At 65.1% G+C, this 16665-nt stretch carries 9 protein-coding genes and 5 pseudogenes; 8 read left to right on the top strand and 6 right to left on the bottom strand.

Annotated elements, in window-relative coordinates; all coding sequences use genetic code 11:
• Positions 1-98 precede the first annotated feature (98 nt).
• The 7 genes and pseudogenes from ACHMW7_RS10210 (at position 99) to ACHMW7_RS10180 (ending at position 7873) form a co-directional block, all read left to right on the top strand.
• A pseudogene (locus ACHMW7_RS10210) lies at positions 99-2100 on the top strand (CocE/NonD family hydrolase).
• Between the two features lie 141 nt (positions 2101-2241).
• A pseudogene (locus ACHMW7_RS10205) lies at positions 2242-3826 on the top strand (ABC transporter substrate-binding protein).
• Positions 3827-3842: 16 nt separating this feature from the next.
• Complete coding sequence (locus ACHMW7_RS10200) at positions 3843-4802, top strand: ABC transporter permease (RefSeq protein ID WP_395450135.1); 960 nt, start codon at positions 3843-3845, stop codon at positions 4800-4802.
• Positions 4803-4812: 10 nt separating this feature from the next.
• Positions 4813-5643: an ABC transporter permease gene (locus ACHMW7_RS10195; protein WP_395450134.1), complete on the top strand. Its 831-nt coding sequence runs from the start codon at positions 4813-4815 to the stop codon at positions 5641-5643.
• A pseudogene (locus ACHMW7_RS10190) lies at positions 5636-7295 on the top strand (ABC transporter ATP-binding protein). Before ACHMW7_RS10195 ends, ACHMW7_RS10190 begins: the two are co-directional and overlap by 8 nt.
• Before the next feature lie 40 nt (positions 7296-7335).
• Positions 7336-7581: a type II toxin-antitoxin system ParD family antitoxin gene (locus ACHMW7_RS10185; RefSeq protein WP_395450133.1), complete on the top strand. Its 246-nt coding sequence runs from the start codon at positions 7336-7338 to the stop codon at positions 7579-7581.
• The gene (locus tag ACHMW7_RS10180; protein ID WP_395450132.1) at positions 7571-7873 is read left to right on the top strand and encodes a type II toxin-antitoxin system RelE/ParE family toxin; all 303 of its coding nucleotides are present in this window, start codon (positions 7571-7573) and stop codon (positions 7871-7873) included. Before ACHMW7_RS10185 ends, ACHMW7_RS10180 begins: the two co-directional genes overlap by 11 nt.
• A gap of 1 nt (position 7874) precedes the next feature.
• On the opposite strand, the gene ACHMW7_RS10175 is transcribed toward ACHMW7_RS10180, so the two are convergent.
• The 6 genes and pseudogenes from ACHMW7_RS10175 to ACHMW7_RS10150 all read right to left on the bottom strand — a co-directional run bounded on the left by ACHMW7_RS10175 (position 7875) and on the right by ACHMW7_RS10150 (position 15601).
• Positions 7875-8828: an alpha/beta hydrolase gene (locus tag ACHMW7_RS10175; RefSeq protein ID WP_395450131.1), complete on the bottom strand. Its 954-nt coding sequence runs from the start codon at positions 8826-8828 to the stop codon at positions 7875-7877.
• A 151-nt stretch (positions 8829-8979) separates the two neighbouring features.
• A pseudogene (locus tag ACHMW7_RS10170) lies at positions 8980-9763 on the bottom strand (carnitinyl-CoA dehydratase).
• An 85-nt stretch (positions 9764-9848) separates the two neighbouring features.
• Positions 9849-12108 (bottom strand): annotated as a pseudogene (locus tag ACHMW7_RS10165) (acetate--CoA ligase family protein).
• Between the two features lie 81 nt (positions 12109-12189).
• Positions 12190-13353 (bottom strand): acyl-CoA dehydrogenase family protein, encoded by a 1164-nt coding sequence (locus tag ACHMW7_RS10160; RefSeq protein WP_395450130.1) that lies wholly within the window; start codon positions 13351-13353, stop codon positions 12190-12192.
• A gap of 4 nt (positions 13354-13357) precedes the next feature.
• Positions 13358-14464, bottom strand: coding sequence for a carnitine 3-dehydrogenase (locus ACHMW7_RS10155; RefSeq protein ID WP_395450129.1), 1107 nt, complete (start codon positions 14462-14464; stop codon positions 13358-13360).
• A 219-nt stretch (positions 14465-14683) separates the two neighbouring features.
• Complete coding sequence (locus ACHMW7_RS10150; protein WP_395450128.1) at positions 14684-15601, bottom strand: 3-keto-5-aminohexanoate cleavage protein; 918 nt, start codon at positions 15599-15601, stop codon at positions 14684-14686.
• Between the two features lie 77 nt (positions 15602-15678).
• Between ACHMW7_RS10150 and ACHMW7_RS10145 the strand changes: the two genes are divergently transcribed.
• Entirely contained in the window at positions 15679-16659 is a 981-nt protein-coding gene (locus ACHMW7_RS10145) for a GlxA family transcriptional regulator (RefSeq protein WP_395450127.1), read from the top strand.
• Positions 16660-16665 lie beyond the last annotated feature (6 nt).

The following is a 16665-nucleotide window of genomic DNA, read 5'->3' as shown; positions in this document are numbered from 1 at the left end:
ATTTTCGGCCAAGGATCATGCACAGACTTAAGCGCTACAGCGTCCTTTGCGCGTCCTCAGGACGCGCGGCGCTGTAGTGATGGCGCAGGGAACCAAGCATGAAGACCATCACCGAATTTCCGCGTGACATCGTCGAATTCCCCGACATGGGCATCGTCATGCCCGACGGCACGCGGCTGTCGGCGCGGGTGTGGATGCCGGCCGATGCCGACCAGGACCCGGTGCCTGTTATCCTCGAGCACCTGCCCTACCGCAAGCGCGACGGCACGACGACGCGTGACTGCCTGACCCATCCCTATTTCGCCGGCCACGGCTATGCCTGCATCCGCATCGACATGCGCGGCAATGGCGATTCCGAAGGGCTGATGGAGGACGAATACACCGAGCAGGAATGGCAGGACGCTTGCGACGTCATTGCATGGGCAGCGGCCCAGCCATGGTGCAACGGCAAGGTCGGCATGATGGGCATCTCCTGGGGCGGCTTCAACGGCCTGCAGGTGGCAGCGAAACAACCCAAGGCGCTGAAAGCGGTCATCACCTTGTGCTCGACCGACGACCGCTACGCCGACGACATCCATTACAAGGGCGGCCTTTTGCTCAACGAGAACATGGGTTGGGGCGCGACCATGCTGTCCTACTCCTCCAGGCCGCCAGACCCGGCACTCGTCGGCGACGCCTGGCGTGACATGTGGCTCGACCGGCTGGAACACGAGCCGTTCCTGCCGGCGGTGTGGCTCAGGCACCAGACCCGCGACGCCTACTGGAAACGCGGCTCGGTCAACGAGGATTTCTCCGCGATCAAGGCGGCGGTTCTGGCCATCGGCGGCTGGGGCGACGCTTACAAGAATGCGGTGTCTCGTCTGGTCCAGGGCGTGCAGGCGCCGGTCAAGGGCATCGTCGGCCCCTGGATCCACAAATATCCGCATTTCGCCGTGCCCAAGCCGGCCATCGGCTTCCTCCAGGAAGCTTTGCGCTGGTGGGACCGCTGGCTCAAGGGCATCGACACCGGCGTCGAGGACGACCCGGCGATGCGGCTCTACGTCATGGACTCCGAGCCGCCGCGCGACTGGTATCTCGAGCGTCCAGGCCGCTGGATCGCGGAGCAGCAATGGCCCTCGCCTGATATCGCAACGAAGCGCCTGGCGCTCGGTTCGTCGGGTGAGTTGGCTGAGACGGCAGCGTTTGCAGCCCCGCTTGCGATCAACTCGCCGCAGGACTGCGGCATGGATGGCGGCGAATATTGCGCCATCTGGCTCGGGCCGGAACTGCCTGGCGACCAGCGTGTCGACGACGCAAAATCCGCCTGTTTCGACGGTGCCGTGCTCGACGCCCCACTCGACATCGTCGGCGCGCCCATCATCCGCCTGAAGCTTGCCGCCGATCGCCGGCACGGCATGGTCGCGGTGCGGCTCTGCGACGTCCAGCCTGATGGTGCCTCGACGCGCATCACCTATGGCGTGCTCAACCTGTGCCATCGCAACAGCCACGAGTTCTCCCGAAGATGTCGTTCCCGGCGAGACCATCGAGATCACGCTCAAGCTCGATGACATCGCCTATCGCGTCTTGCCGGGCAACCGGCTGCGCGTCGCCATCTCCTCGACCTACTGGCCGCTGGTCTGGCCGTCGCCGCAAGAGGTGACGCTGACGCTCCATGACGGCGCGATCGAGCTGCCGGTGCGCCCCTCAGGTGAAGGCAACGAATGGTCGTTTGCCGAACCGGAAGCTGCAACACCCTGGCAGACCGAAACGCTGCGTGACGCCTCCAACAGCCGCACGGTCGAACGCACCGACGGCAAGGTGACATTGAGCATCGTCGACGACTTCGGCGAAATCCGCGATGCCGACCACGGCCTGGTCATTGGCGATGTCGCGCGCGAGCACTGGACAATCGACCCGTCCGACCCGTTATCTGCCCATGGCGAGACCCACTGGACACAGACTTTGTCGAGAAACGACTGGGCCATCCGGACCGAAACTTTCACGACAATGCGTTCTGACGGCCAAAACTTCCACCTCACCGGCCGGATCGAGGCCTATGACGGCGAGAAGCTGATTTTCGAACGCGATTTCAACGAAATCATCGCCCGCGGACACATCTGACACGGAGACGCCTTGGTCCAAATGCGACGTGGAGATTGCGCCACATGATGTCGCATTCGGCCTTGCCGCTGCCCTTACGTTACGGTCAATATTGCTACCAGAAGTCGAGCAATAACGACCGCCAGAGTGAGGAGCTTTCCCATGTCCAATGAACTGGAATATCTGAGCCGCCGGGTTGCCGCGGGCAAGTTGAACCGCCGCGATTTCCTTGGCCGCGCCGCGGCCCTGGGCGTCGCGGCAACCGTTGCCAACTCCTTGCTGGCCAGCGCCGCCAAGGCGGAAGGCCCCGTCAAAGGCGGCATCTTGCGCGCCGGCATGCAAGGTGGCGCTGCCACCGACAGCCTCGACCCGGCGTCCTGGTCGAGCCAGGTGCCCTATTTCTTCGGCCGTCAATGGGGCGAGCAGCTGGTGCAGATTTCGCCCGAAGGTGAGCCCAAGCCGGCGCTCGCCGAGGAGTGGGGCGCATCCGACGATGCCAAGACCTGGACCTTCAAGATCCGCAAGGGCGTGCAGTTCCACGACGGCAAGGAGATGACCCCGGCCGACGTGGTGGCGACCATCGAGCGCCATTCCGACGAGAAGGCGAAATCCGGCGCGCTCGGCCTGATGGGCGGCATCGCCTCGGTCAAGGCCGACGGCCAGAACGTCGTCTTCGAACTCAAGGACGCCAACGCCGACCTGCCGTTCCTGCTCGACGACTACCATCTGATGATCCAGCCCAATGGCGGCAAGGACAAGCCCGACGCCGGCATCGGCACCGGCCCCTACAAGGTCACCGTCAACGAGGCCGGCGTGCGGCTCGGCGCCGAGAAGTTCGCCAATTACTGGCGCGACGACCGCGGCTTCGCCGACCAGATCGAGATCATCGTCATCAACGACGCCACGGCCCGCACCTCCGCATTGCAGGGCGGCCAGGTCGACATCATCAACCGCGTCGAGCCAAAGATCGTCGAATTGATCAAGCGTGTGCCCGGCGTGGTCATCCGCAACGTCGCCGGCCGCGGCCACTACGTCTTCATCGCCCATTGCAACACCGCCCCCTTCGACAACAACGATCTCAGGCTGGCGCTGAAATATGCGCTCGACCGCGAGGAGATGCTGCAGAAGATCCTGATGGGCTATGGCTCGGTCGGCAACGACACGCCGATCAACAAGGCCTATCCGCTGTTCACCGAGATGGAACAGCGCAAGTTCGATCCGGAAAAGGCCGCCTTCCACTACAAGAAGTCGGGCCATTCCGGCTCGGTGTTGCTGCGCACCTCGGACGTTGCCTTCCCCGGTGCCGTCGACGCCGCCCAGCTCTACCAGCAAAGTGCAGCCAAGGCCGGCATCACGCTCGAGGTCAAGCGCGAGCCCGGCGACGGCTACTGGTCGGAAGTCTGGAACAAACAGCCCTTCTCGGCCTCCTACTGGGGGCGGACGCCCGACCCAGGACCAGATGTACTCGACCGCCTATTATTCGAAGGCCGAGTGGAACGACACGCGCTTCCAGCGCGAGGACTTCGACAAGATGCTGTTTGCCGCCCGTTCGGAACTCGATCCGGAGAAGCGCAAGAAGATCTACGCCGACATGGGCCAGATCGTCCGCGACGAAGGTGGCGTCATCACGCCGATGTTCAACGACTTCATCGATGCCACCAGCGCCAAGGTCGGCGGCTGGGTCGATGACGGCAACCAGGAGATGATGGGCGGCTACGCACTGTCCAAGTGCTGGCTCAACGCCTGACAAAGGCATCGAGCGCATGTCCAATCCGATCCTGAAACTGATAGCCCAGCGCATTGCGCTGGGCCTTCTGCTGCTCCTGGCCGTTTCGGTCCTGATCTTCGCCGGCACCCAGATCCTGCCCGGCGACGTCGCCCAATCCATTCTCGGCCAGTCGGCCACGCCGCAGGCGCTGGCCAATCTGCGTGAGGAACTCGGTCTCGATGCCCCTGCCTATGTCAGGTACTTCCGCTGGCTCGGCGGCGTCCTGACCGGCGACCTCGGCACCGCCTTGTCGAGCCGGCAGGACATTGCCCATGCCATTGGCGGGCGGCTGTGGAACACGCTGTTCCTCGCCTTCTGGGCAGCCATCGTGTCGATCCCGCTGGCCATCATCCTCGGCCTGCTCGCCGTGCGTTACCGCAATGGCTGGATCGACAAGACCATCTCCGGCCTGGCGCTGGCCTCGACCTCGCTGCCGGAGTTCTTCGTCGGCTACCTGCTCGTCTATTTCTTCGCGGTGAAATGGCAGATCTTCCCGGGCATCTCCACCGTCTATGACGGCATGCCGTTCCTCGAACGGATGCGGGCGATCGCCCTGCCGGCAACCGCACTGACACTGGTGGTGCTCGCCCACATGATGCGCATGACCCGGGCGGCGATCCTCAACGTCATGCAGTCGGCCTATATCGAGACCGCCGAGCTCAAGGGCCTGTCGCCCTTCGAGATGATCCGCAAGCACGCCTTTCCCAACGCGATCGCGCCTGTGATCAACGTCGTCATGCTCAACCTCGCCTTCCTCATCGTCGGCGTCGTCGTCATCGAGGTGATCTTCGTCTATCCCGGCATGGGGCAATATCTCGTCGACCATGTCGCCAAGCGCGACGTGCCGGTGGTGCAGGCGGTCGGACTGATCTTCGCTGCCGTCTATATCGGCCTCAACATCATCGCCGACATTGCCGCCATCGTCGCCAATCCGCGCCTCAGGCATCCGAAGTGAGGGGCGCGCCATGCTTGATCTGAAAAATATTCCCCTTGGCGCAGCGATCGGCCTGATCCTGACGACGCTTTTCCTGATCACGGCGATCTTCGCGCCGCTGATTGCGCCCTACGGCCTCGGCGAGATCGTCGGCGACGTCTGGGCGCCGATGTCGTCGCAATTCCTGCTCGGCACCGACAATCTCGGCCGCGACCTGCTCTCGCGCATGATCTACGGCGCCCGCACGACGATCTTCATCGCCGTGATGGCGACGGCATTGTCGTTCTCGCTCGGCGCGATCCTCGGCTTCACCGCGGCCGTGGTCGGCGGCTGGTTCGACACCTGCATGTCGCGCTTCGTCGACCTGCTGATGGCGATCCCGACGCTGATCTTCGCGCTGGTGGTCCTGTCGGTGCTGCCGTCGACCCTGGTGACGCTGATCCTGGTCATGGGCATTCTCGACGCCACCCGCGTCTACCGCCTGTCGCGGGCGGTGGCTGTCGACATCAACGTCATGGACTTCGTCGAGGCCGCCAAGCTGCGCGGCGAGGGCATGGGCTGGATCATCTTCCGCGAGATATTGCCCAATGCGCTGTCGCCGCTGATCTCGGAGCTTGGCCTGCGCTTCATCTATGCCGTGCTGTTCCTCTCCGCCCTGTCCTTCCTCGGGCTCGGCGTGCAACCGCCGGAGGCTGACTGGGGCGGCATGGTCAAGGAAAACAAGGACGGCATCGTCTTCGGCATTCCGGCCGCACTGATCCCGGCGGCGGCGATCGCCGCACTGGCGATTTCGGTCAACCTCGTCGCCGACTGGGTGCTCAACCGCACCACCGATCTCAAGGGAGGGCGTGGCAATGGCTAAGGCACCGGCTGATGGCAGTGGCCCGCTGCTCGACATCCGCAACCTCAGGATCGAGGCCAAGGTCTATCCGCCCGGCGAAGCGCCGCGCACCATCACGCTGGTGCACGACGTTTCGCTGACGCTGCAGAAAGGCAACGTGCTCGGCCTGATCGGCGAATCCGGGGGCCGGCAAGTCGACGATCGGCCTGTCGTCGATGGCCTATGGCCGCGGCGGGGTGAAGATTTCAGGCGGCGAGATCATCCTCAACGGCCGCGACATCCGCAAGGGCGGCACCCAAGGCATCCGCGCGCTGCGCGGGCGCGAGGTCTGCTACGTCGCGCAGTCGGCCGCCGCCGCCTTCAACCCGGCGCATCGGCTGATGGACCAGGTCGTCGAGGCCTCGATCCTGCACGGCGTGGCGAGCCGTGCCGAGGCGGAAAAGCGGGCCGTGGCGCTGTTCAGGAAACTCAGCCTCCCTGACCCCGAAAACATCGGCCAGCGCTTTCCGCACCAGGTTTCGGGCGGCCAGCTGCAGCGCGTCATGACGGCGATGGCGTTGTGCTCCGAGCCCGACCTGATCGTCTTCGACGAGCCGACGACAGCGCTTGACGTCACCACCCAGATCGACGTGCTCGCCGCCATCAAGGAGGCGATCCGCGACACAGGCGTGGCGGCGCTCTACATCAGCCACGACCTTGCCGTGGTCGCCCAGGTCTCCGACGAGATCATGGTGCTCAGGCACGGCAAGCTGGTCGAATGGGGCGGCACGCGCCAGATCATCAAGGAACCCCGCCAGGAATACACCTCGGCACTGGTCTCGGTGCACGAGATCGCGCATGAGGAAAAGAAGCCGGGCGCCAGCCCTTTCCTGTCGGTCAGGAACATCACCGCAGCCTATGGCGGCGGCAAGGTCAAGGTGCTCAACAACGTCTCGGTCGACATCCTGCCCGGGCAGACGCTGGCCGTGGTCGGCGAATCCGGCTCCGGCAAGTCGACGCTGGCCCGCGCCATCACCGGCCTGTTGCCGCCCGCGCAGGGCAGCATCACCTTTGCCGGGCGCACGCTCGCCAACCGCCTTGCCGACCGCAGCCGCGACGACCTGCGCGAATTGCAGATGATCTACCAGATGGCCGATGTCGCGATGAACCCGCGCCAGACGGTGGGCACGATCATCGGCCGGCCGCTGGAGTTCTATTTCGGCATGGGCGGGCGTGAGCGCGACGCACGCGTCGCCGAACTGCTCGACAAGATCGAAATGGGGCGCGGTTTTGTCGACCGCTATCCGGCCGAGCTGTCAGGCGGGCAGAAACAGCGTGTCTGCATCGCCCGCGCACTGGCCGCAAAACCCAGACTGATCATCTGCGACGAGGTGACCAGCGCGCTCGACCCGCTGGTCGCCAACGGCATCCTCAAGCTGCTGCTCGGCCTGCAGGCGGAAGAAGGCGTCGCCTATCTGTTCATCACCCACGACCTCGCCACGGTGAAGTCGATCGCCGATTCCATCGCCGTCATGTATCGCGGCGAAGTCGTGCGCTACGGGCCGAAGTCGCAGGTGCTGAAGCCGCCCTTCGACGATTACACCGACCTGTTGCTGTCGTCGGTGCCGGAAATGGAGATCGGCTGGCTGGAAAAGGCGATCGGCGGCCGCCGGATGGCGAGCGCGGGGAATTGAGTGATTTGGCAAGGGTACCAATTTTTGGTATCCTTGCCGCATGAACAAGAACACCTCCATCTCGCTCGGCCAGCATTTCTCAGAGTTCGTCGACAGGCAGGTTGATGACGGCCGTTACAGCTCGGCCAGCGAGGTCATCCGCGCCGGGCTGCGGTTGCTCGAAGAGCATGAACTGCAGGTGGCACAACTGCGTGCAGCCATCATTGAAGGCGAGGAGAGCGGACCGTCCGCGCCCCTAAACATCGAGAACTTCCTTGGCCGGATGCGCGCCGGCCATGGCCGCTAAGCGGCTGATCTTCTCTCCGGCAGCCGAAGCCGACCTCGAGCAGATTTGGCGCTACACCGCCGAAAAATGGACCGTAGATCAAGCCGATCAGTATGTCCTGCGGCTTCACGGCTCATGCACCGATCTCGCAGCGGGTCGACGCAAGGGCCGCTCGCTCGCGGAAATCAGGGCCGGCTACCACAAATTGGGCATCGGCTCACATTTCATCGTCTATCGCATCGTGGGCGAAACCATCGACGTGATCCGCATTCTTCATCAGCGCATGGATCTCGGCGCACGCCTCGCGACGTAGCTCACCACACCCACTCGCCTCGCCCCAGTGCCGTCGCCGCATCGACGATGCGGGTGAAGCTTTGGCGGGCGCGGGTGACGGTGTGGCGGGCGCGCAGGTAGCCGTGCACCAGGCCCGGCTCTTCGTGCCAGAACGCTTTGCCGCCAGCGGCGACGATGCGTTCGCCATAGGCCTCGCCGTCGGACGACAGCGGATCGCATTCGGCCGTGATGACGACGGTCGGCGGCAGGTTGGCAAAGTCGGCGTCGGCAAGCGGCGACAGCGTGATGTCGCCGGTGCGGTCCTCGCCGCCGCTGCGGATGTCCTTGTAGAATTCGAGGTCGCGCATGGTCAGCATCGGCGCCTCGGCGTGGCTGACATAGGAGCCGCGGCTGCGGTCGCCGCCAAGGCCGGGATAGATCAGCAATTGGCCGACCGGATGCCTGACGTGCCCGCGCGTCGCGTGGCTGACGGCAGCCGCGATGTTGCCGCCGGCGCTGTCGCCGGCGAGCACGATGGGCTGGCTGTACATCGCCATCGCCCATTCGAAGGCGGCCATGGCATCGTCGAAGGCGGCCGGATGCCTGTGCTCGGGCGCCAGCCTGTAATCGACCGACACCACCTCGTAGCCGGTGCGCCCGCACAGCTCGGCACAGACGTCATCGTGGCTGTCGAGCCCGCCGAGGATGAAGCCGCCGCCGTGGAAATAAAGCACCACGGCCTCCGGTGTCTCGCCAGCCAGGCGGTAGACGCGGATCGGCACGTCGCGCCCGGATGCAGCCCTGGGCGCGACAATGGCAGTCGTCTCGGCCATCACACCCTTGGGGTAGCCGGCGAAAAACTCGCGGCACATGCGGTCGTAGATCTCGCGCTGCTGGGCAATCGTGTAGTCGATGGTATCGGGCGGATAGTAGGAGTTGGTCCGCTTGATGAAGGCCCAGGTCTCGGCGTCGATGAGTTTTGTGTAGTCGGTCATTGGCTCTCCCTTACCCTCCCCCTTGTGGGGAGGGTCGATCCGCGCAGCGGAGCGGGGTGGGGGTCCTTACGTCGCGCCCAGGCACCCCCCACCCCCGACCTGCGGTCGGACCCTCCCCACAAGGGGGAGGGTAGGCACCCGCCGAACGAGCCTACTTCCCCTTCCACACCGGATCACGCTTTTCGGCGAACGCCTTGAAGCCCTCGAGATTGTCCTCCGAGGCGTAGAGTTCGTCCACCGTTGGGAATTGCCGCTTGGTGATGCGGTTCATCGTCTCCTGGAAACCCATCACTTCGGCGGCGCGCGCCACTTCCTTGATGGCGGCGAAGACCAGCGGCGGACCGCCGGCGAGCAGGCGCGCGATCTCCCAGACACGGTCCTCGAGCCTGTCGGCCGGCAGCACCTCGTTGACCAGGCCCCAGCGATGCGCCTCGGCCACGTCCATCCAGCGCCCGGTGAGCAGAAGGTCCATCGCCACATGGTAGGGAATGCGCTTGGGCAGCTTGATGGTCGCAGCATCGGCCAGCGTGCCGGCCCTGATCTCCGGCAGCGCGAAGCTCGAATGCTCGGAGGCGTAGATCAGGTCGCAGGACAGCGCCAGTTCGAAGCCGCCGCCGACTGCCATGCCGTTGACGCAGGCGATGACGGGCTTGTTGAGGTCGCGCAGTTCCTGCAGCCCGCCGAAGCCGCCGACGCCGTAATCGCCATCGACCGCATCGCCACTGGCGGCCGCCTTGAGGTCCCAGCCGGCCGAGAAGAACTTCTCCCCCGCCGTCTTGACGATGGCGACGCGCAGGCTGTCATCGTCGCGAAAGGCCTTGAAAGTCTCGCCCCAAAAGCCTCGATGTGGCGAGGTCGATGGCATTGGCCTTGGGCCGGTCGAGCGTCACTTCGAGGATCGCACCCTCGCGACGGGTTTTCACGACATCGGACATTTTGTCTCTCCTTCGGCGATTGCGCCCACCCTCCCCCCTTGTGGGGAGGGTCGACCGGCGAAGCCGGGCGGGGTCGGGGTAATTCTCAAAGCGGCACCTCGGCACCCCCACCCCCGACCTGCGGTCGGACCCTCCCCACAAGGGGGAGGGTGGAAGAGGTAACCAAAAGCGCATCCGCAATCCAGGCGCCCTGCCCTTCACCACAGACGATCAGCGGATTGATATCGAGTTCCTCGATTGCGTTGGCATGACGTGACACGAAGCCCGATATGGCGATGATCGCATCGATGGCGGCACTGACATCCGCCTTGGCGCGACCACGATAGCCATCGAGCAGCGGATACATCGTCAGGCCGCGCAATGCCGCCGCGATGTCGCCGCGCGAGGCGGGCAGCAGCAGCGTGGCACTGTCCTTCAGCAGTTCGACCAGCACACCGCCGGTGCCGATGGTCATGACAGGCCCGAACAGCGGATCGCTGGTGACACCGACGATCAGTTCGGCCACGCCGCCCAAGACCATCCTTTCGACATAGAGGCCACAGCCGAGCGGCAGAAGGGCTGAAGCGGCTGTGCCGACCTCCTCGCCGGTCCGCAGGTTGAGCCTGACGGCACCGAGTTCGCTCTTGTGGGCGACGCCGAGCGCCTTGAGCGCGACGGGATAGCCCAGCGCCTCCGCCGCCGCGATGGCCTCCGCAACGCTTGCCGCGCGGCGGCCGGCCGGCACGGCGAGGCCGGCGTCGCGCAGCAGGGATTTGGCGGCGGCTTCGTCGAGGGTTCCTCCCTCCCTGTGGGGGTCCGAAGGGCGGGCGAGACCGGCGGCTCGCCCAGGCTGGTCGGCGCGCAGCGCCGGGGTGGGGGGAATTGACGGCGTCACCCCCGCCCGCGCCTTCGGCGCGACCTCCCCACAAGGGGGAGGTGAAAGGTTTGCCCCACGCCTCGCCGATGAACGCCGCAGCCTCCGCCGCATCCATCGCTTCCGCAATGCCCTGCAACGGCACGATGCCGCGCGCGAAGAGATCGGCGGCGTGCGCCTCGGTCAAATTCTCCGACATCGACGCCACCACCGCACCAGACGCGCCATGGGCCTTGAGTGCTGCCTCGAAGGCGCGCACCGTCGGCCACCAATCGGCATCCGAGCAGCGGTCGTTGCGCGGGAAGTCGAGCACCAGCATGTTGAGGTCGAAACCGCCTGATGCCATGGCCGAGAAGGTGGCGGTCATCGCCGGTTCGTCGTTCCAGATGAAGGTGTGGTAGTCGAGCGGATTGGCGACCGCCACGAAGGCGCCAAGCGTCGATTTTATCCGCGCATAGTGCTCAGGCGTAAGCGCCGGGAAACGCAGCCGCCGGCCTTCGGCACTGTCGGCCATGACAGAGGCCTCGCCGCCCGAGCAGCTCATCGACGACAGCGTGAAGCCCGGCAGCGGACCGACGGCGTGCAGCAGCTTCAGCGTCTCGAGCAGTGAGGGGATGGTGTCGACACGGGCAATGCCGAGGCGTTTGAGGAAGGCATCGGAGGCGGCATCCGAGCCGGCCAGCGACGCCGTGTGCGAGATCGTCGCCTTGCGCGCCTGCTCGGAACGGCCAACCTTCATGGCGACGATCGGCTTGCCGAGCTCGCGTGCCCGCGCCGCCAGTTTCTCGAAACCGTCGACGGTGTCAAAACCTTCGATATGCAGGCCAAGGCAGGACACGCGCTCGTCCTCGATCAGGCCCAGCGCCATCTCGGAAAGGCCGGTCTGCGCCTGGTTGCCGGCGGTCATCAGGAACGCCACCGGCAGGCCGCGCCTCTGCATGGTCAGGTTGCAGGCGATGTTGGACGACTGGGTGATGATGGCAACGCCGCGCGTGCCTTGCGCCAGCCGCTGGCCGCCATGCTGGTCGGGCCACAAAAGCGCACCGTCGGCATAGTTGATCAGGCCATAACAATTGGGCCCGATGACAGGCATGGCCCCGGCAGCGGCCACCAGTTCGGCCTGTAGGCGTTCGCCATCGGCATCGTCATTGCCGGCCTCGAGGAAACCCGAGGCAAAGCAGATCGCCCCGCCCGCCCCACGCTCGGCGAGCGCTGCGATCACCTCGATGGTCAGGAAGCGGTTGACGCCGACAAAGGCGGCATCGGGGGCTGCCGGCAGTTCCGCCACCGAGCGGAAGGTTCTTATGCCCTCGACCTCGTCCTTGGTCGGATGCACCGGCCAGATGTCGCCGGCAAAGCCCATCTTCAGGCATTGCCTGACCACGGCCGCCGCCTGCGCGCCGCCGAATACGGCAATGGATTTGGGGCGCAGCAGGCGTTCGAGGCGGCCGCCAGGCTTCGGGGTGGAGGTGGTCAAAGTCGAGCTACTCATTTCCACCCCCACCCGGCCCTGCGGGCCACCTTGCCCCGAGGAGCAAGGTCAAACCGGATTGCCGCCTGCGCAGCGCCAAACTCATCCGCCCACCGCCCTTAGCAGCGCGCGCGAAATGATGTGGCGCTGGATTTCCGACGTGCCTTCCCAGATGCGTTCGACACGGGCGTCGCGCCAGATGCGTTCCAGCGGCAGGTCGTCCATCAGGCCCATGCCGCCATGGATCTGGATCGCCTCGTCGGCGACGAAGGCCAGCATCTCGGTGGCCTTGAGCTTGGCCATCGCCATGTCCTGGTCGGTGACGGTGCCCTGATCGTATTTCCAGCCGGCCTCCATCACCATCAGCTCGGCCGCCTTGAGTTCGGTCGCCATGTCGGCGAGCTTGAACGACACACCCTGGAACTTGCCGATCTGCTGGCCGAACTGCTGACGCTGCGCGGCATAGTCGATGGCATGGCCAAGCGCGCGTTCGGCGCGGCCGAGGCAGGTCGCGCCGACCTGCAGGCGGGTGGCGCCGAGCCAGCTATTGGCAACCTCGAAGCCCTTGTGCACCTCGCCAAGAACCTGGCTTGCCGGCAGGCGGCAGTCGTCGAACTCCAGCACCGAATTGGTGTAGCCGCGATGCGAGACGTTGCGGTAGCCGTCGCGCACGGTGAATCCAGGCGTGCCCTTGTCGACGAAAAACGCGGTGATCTTCTTGCGCTTGCCGCGCGGTGAATCTTCCTCGCCGGAGGCCATGAAGACGATGGCGAAATCGGCGATATCGGCATGGGAGATGAAATGCTTGGTGCCGTTGAGCACCCAGTCGCTGCCGTCCTGGACGGCAGACGCCTTCATGCCGCGCAGGTCGGAACCCGCACCCGGCTCGGTCATGGCGAGGCAGTCCGACTTCTCGCCGCGGATGCAAGGGAAAAGATACTTCTCGCGCTGCTCCGGCGTCCCGGCGAGCAGGATGTTCGATGGGCGCGCCACACAGGTCCAGTGCAGCGCATAGTTGGCGCGGCCGAGCTCCTTTTCGTAGAGCAGCCAGGTCAGCGTATCGAGCCCGGCGCCGCCGACATCGGCCGGCATGTTGGCGGCATAGAGCCCGGCGGCGATCGCCTTTGCCTTGATCTCCTCGATCAGCTCACCCCGCAGATGGCCGGTGCGCTCGACCTCCAGCTCATGCGGATAAAGCTCGTTTTCGACGAAGGCGCGCGTCGTTTCGACGATGAGCTGCTGTTCCTCGGACAGACCGAAATGCATGTCGCTAGCCCTTCTTCTTGGCCCCAGTCTTCTTCGTCGCCTCTGCCTTTTTCGCCGCCTTCTTCACCGGCTTGCTCGCCTTGGCCTTTTCGGCGGCCTTCGAGACCTTTGGCTTGGCCTGGGCGGCGAGTTGTTTCGTGTAGTCCTTGTAGAGCGCGCCGGCGCCCCAGCCCTTGCCCTTGTTCTGTTTCGACAGTGCATCCATGATCGCGACGAGATTATCGTCGCGGATCTTTTCGAGCTCACGGATCGACCACTTGTCGGACTGCTCGTCCGACTGCGTGGCGATGAGATCGACAAGCTCGTCATTGAACTCCGGCACATCCATCAGCTTGGTCCACGGCCATTTCAGGCACGGCCCGAACTGCGCCATGAAGTGGCGCATGCCGGCCTCGCCGCCGGCGACGCGATAGACCTGGAACATGCCCATCTGGGCCCAACGCAGGCCGAAGCCGTAGCGCATGATGTCGTCGAGTTCCTCGACCGAGCAGATGCCGTCCTTGATCAGCCACAGCGCCTCGCGCCATGCCGCCTCCAGCAGGCGGTCGCCGACAAAAGCCTCGATCTCCTTGCGGATGACGACAGGCTTCATGCCGATCGAGGCGTAGATTTCCTTGGCGACTTCGATCGCTTCAGGGAAGGTCTTGATACCACCGACGATCTCGACGATGGGCAGCAGATAGACCGGGTTGAACGGATGACCGACAACCAGTCTTTCAGGGTGCTTCTTCATCGCCACCTGCATGTCAGACGGCTTGATGCCCGAGGTGGACGAACCGATGATCGCATTGGCCGGCGCATGCAAATCGATCTCGGCCAGCACCTTGTGCTTGAGGTCGAGTCTCTCAGGCACGCTCTCCTGGATGAAATCGGCATCGGCCACCGCCTCGGCGATGGTCTTGGCAAAGGTCAGCTTGCCCTCCTTGGGCAGGCCGCCTGGCAGCATCTGCTTGTAGGCGCGGCGCGCGCCCTTCATCACTTCGCCGACCTTGCGCGACGCCTCCGGATCGGGATCGAAGATCGCAACGTCGATGCCGTTGAGCAGCAGCCGCGCCACCCAGCCGGCGCCGATGACCCCGCCGCCAATGGCGGCCGCCTTTGAAATCGTCATTGTGTGAACTCCCTCTCACGGAGGGCGTAGCACTCTACGTTGCCCCCCTCTGTCCTGCCGGACATCTCCCCCACAAGGGGGGAGATTGGCAGCTTCGATTTCCGTGCTGTGCTTGCGGCGCTGGCAGTAGGCGAACCCATCGCGGCCAGCCGACCTCCCCCCTTGAGGGGGTCGGCAGGACAGAGGGGGGCGCCAAGGAATGCCATGTTTGCGATCTTGCTAGGCCGCGAGCGGCGCGCGCTTGACGAGGTTGAGCTTCTTGCGCACCTCTTCCGGTCCGATCACCCGCGCGCCCAGGGTCTCGACGACGGTCACGGCCTTTTCGACCAGCTGCGCATTGGTGGCGAGCACGCCCTTGTCGAGCCAGAGATTGTCCTCGAGGCCGACGCGCACATTGCCGCCGGCCAGCACCGCGGCTGCGGCATAGGCCATCTGGTTGCGGCCGAGCGAGAAGGCCGAGAAGGTCCAGCTCTTCGGCACGTTGTTGACCATTGCCATGAAGGTGTTGAGGTCGTCGGGCGCGCCCCACGGCACGCCCATGCACAGCTGCACCAGCGCGTCGGGTGCCAGCACGCCCTCCTCCACCAGCTGCTTGGCAAACCACAGATGGCCGGTGTCGAAGGCCTCGATCTCGGGCTTCACGCCCATATCAGTCATCATGCCGCCCATCGCCCGCAGCATGCCCGGCGTGTTGGTCATGACATAGTCGGCCTCGGCGAAGTTCATCGTGCCACAGTCAAGCGTGCAAATCTCCGGCAGGCACTGGCGCACATGCTCGACGCGGTTGGTGGCGCCGCCCATGTCGGTACCAACTTCCTTGAGCGGCAAAGGGGTCTCGACGCCGCCGAACACCATGTCGCCGCCCATGCCGGCGGTCAGGTTCAGCACCACGTCGACATTGGCCGCGCGAATGCGCTCGGTCACCTCGCGGTAGAGATGAATGTCGCGGCGCGGCTTGCCCGTCTCGGGGTCGCGGACATGGCAGTGGACGATGGCCGCTCCCGCCTTGGCCGCATCGATGGCCGAGTCGGCGATCTCCTTGGGCGAACGCGGCACCAGGCGGCTGCGATCCTGCGTGCCGCCGGACCCGGTCACGGCACAGGTAATGAAAACCTCGCGGTTCATCTCAAGCGGCATCACATTCCTCCCAGTAAGCAACTCCGGGGATCATCGCGCCGCTTGCCTCGACTTGTTTTACGTTTTACGAAATACAAATGGCAAAAAGCGAAAAGCCGACAATCTTTCGCGAGGAGCGCTCGCCGCTCAAGGTGACGATGCTGGTGTTCTCCGGCGCATCGATCATGTGCGTCGCCTCGGCCATCGACCCGCTGCGCGCCGCCAACCGCATTTCAGGCGAGACGCATTTCGACTTCCGGCTGGTATCCGCGACCGGCGAACCGGCGATCACCACTTGCGGCCTGCCGGTGGCAGTGTCGGGTGCCTTCGACCCCGATGCACCATGCGACGTGCTGATGGTCATCGCCGGCTTCGGCACCCAGGGCTACACGACATCGAAGCTGCTCGGCGGCATCAGGCGCTGCGCCCGCCAGGCCCGTGCCGCCGGCGGCATCGAGGCCGGCACCTGGCTGGTCGCCCGCGCCGGGCTTTTGGAAGGCCGCGCCGCCACCACGCATTGGGAGGACATGGAGGATTTCGCCGCCGCCTTCCCCGAAGTCGAGGTCCGGCCCGACCGCTACATCATCGACGGGCCGGTGTTCACCTCGGGCGGTGCCGCCCCCACCTTCGACCTGATGCTGCATCTGGTGCGCTCGCGCCTTGGCATGGCCACCGCCCTCGATGTCGCCAGCGTCTTCATCTACGACCAGTCGCGTGCGGCGACCGACGCGCAGCCTTTGGTCTCGCTCGGCCGGCTCGACGGCTACGACCCGCGTCTCGCCCAGGCGATCCGGCTGATGGAAGCGCATGTCGACCAGCCGCTGACCATAGCAGCGATCGCCAAACGTGCCGGGGTCACCGCACGCACGCTGGAAAGCATCTTCCGTGCCTCAATCGGCGAAACACCAGGTGCCTATTATCTCAGGCTCAGATTGAACGCCGCGCGCCGGCTGGTGGTCGATACGCGCGTCAGCATGGCCGAAGTCGCCGAGCGCACCGGCTTTTCCTCCGCCGCAGCCTTCTCGCGCAGTTTTTCGCATGCCTTCGGCACGCCGCCGGTGAGGCTGCGCAAGGGCTAGATCGCG

The sequence above is a fragment of the Aminobacter sp. UC22_36 genome (genome assembly GCF_044056035.1).
GTDB lineage: Bacteria > Pseudomonadota > Alphaproteobacteria > Rhizobiales > Rhizobiaceae > Aminobacter.
Note: the sequence above shows the minus strand (reverse complement) of the source record. Positions and strands in the feature narration are given on the sequence as shown.

Bases quoted from the DNA above. Each gene is read 5' to 3' on its own strand.
- ACHMW7_RS10200 (WP_395450135.1), top strand. From the start codon at position 3,843: ATGTCCAATCCGATCCTGAAACTGATAGCCCAGCGCATTGCGCTGGGC.
- ACHMW7_RS10195 (WP_395450134.1), top strand. From the start codon at position 4,813: ATGCTTGATCTGAAAAATATTCCCCTTGGCGCAGCGATCGGCCTGATC.
- ACHMW7_RS10185 (WP_395450133.1), top strand. From the start codon at position 7,336: ATGAACAAGAACACCTCCATCTCGCTCGGCCAGCATTTCTCAGAGTTC.
- ACHMW7_RS10180 (WP_395450132.1), top strand. From the start codon at position 7,571: ATGGCCGCTAAGCGGCTGATCTTCTCTCCGGCAGCCGAAGCCGACCTC.
- ACHMW7_RS10175 (WP_395450131.1), bottom strand. From the start codon at position 8,828: ATGACCGACTACACAAAACTCATCGACGCCGAGACCTGGGCCTTCATC.
- ACHMW7_RS10160 (WP_395450130.1), bottom strand. From the start codon at position 13,353: ATGCATTTCGGTCTGTCCGAGGAACAGCAGCTCATCGTCGAAACGACG.
- ACHMW7_RS10155 (WP_395450129.1), bottom strand. From the start codon at position 14,464: ATGACGATTTCAAAGGCGGCCGCCATTGGCGGCGGGGTCATCGGCGCC.
- ACHMW7_RS10150 (WP_395450128.1), bottom strand. From the start codon at position 15,601: ATGCCGCTTGAGATGAACCGCGAGGTTTTCATTACCTGTGCCGTGACC.
- ACHMW7_RS10145 (WP_395450127.1), top strand. From the start codon at position 15,679: ATGGCAAAAAGCGAAAAGCCGACAATCTTTCGCGAGGAGCGCTCGCCG.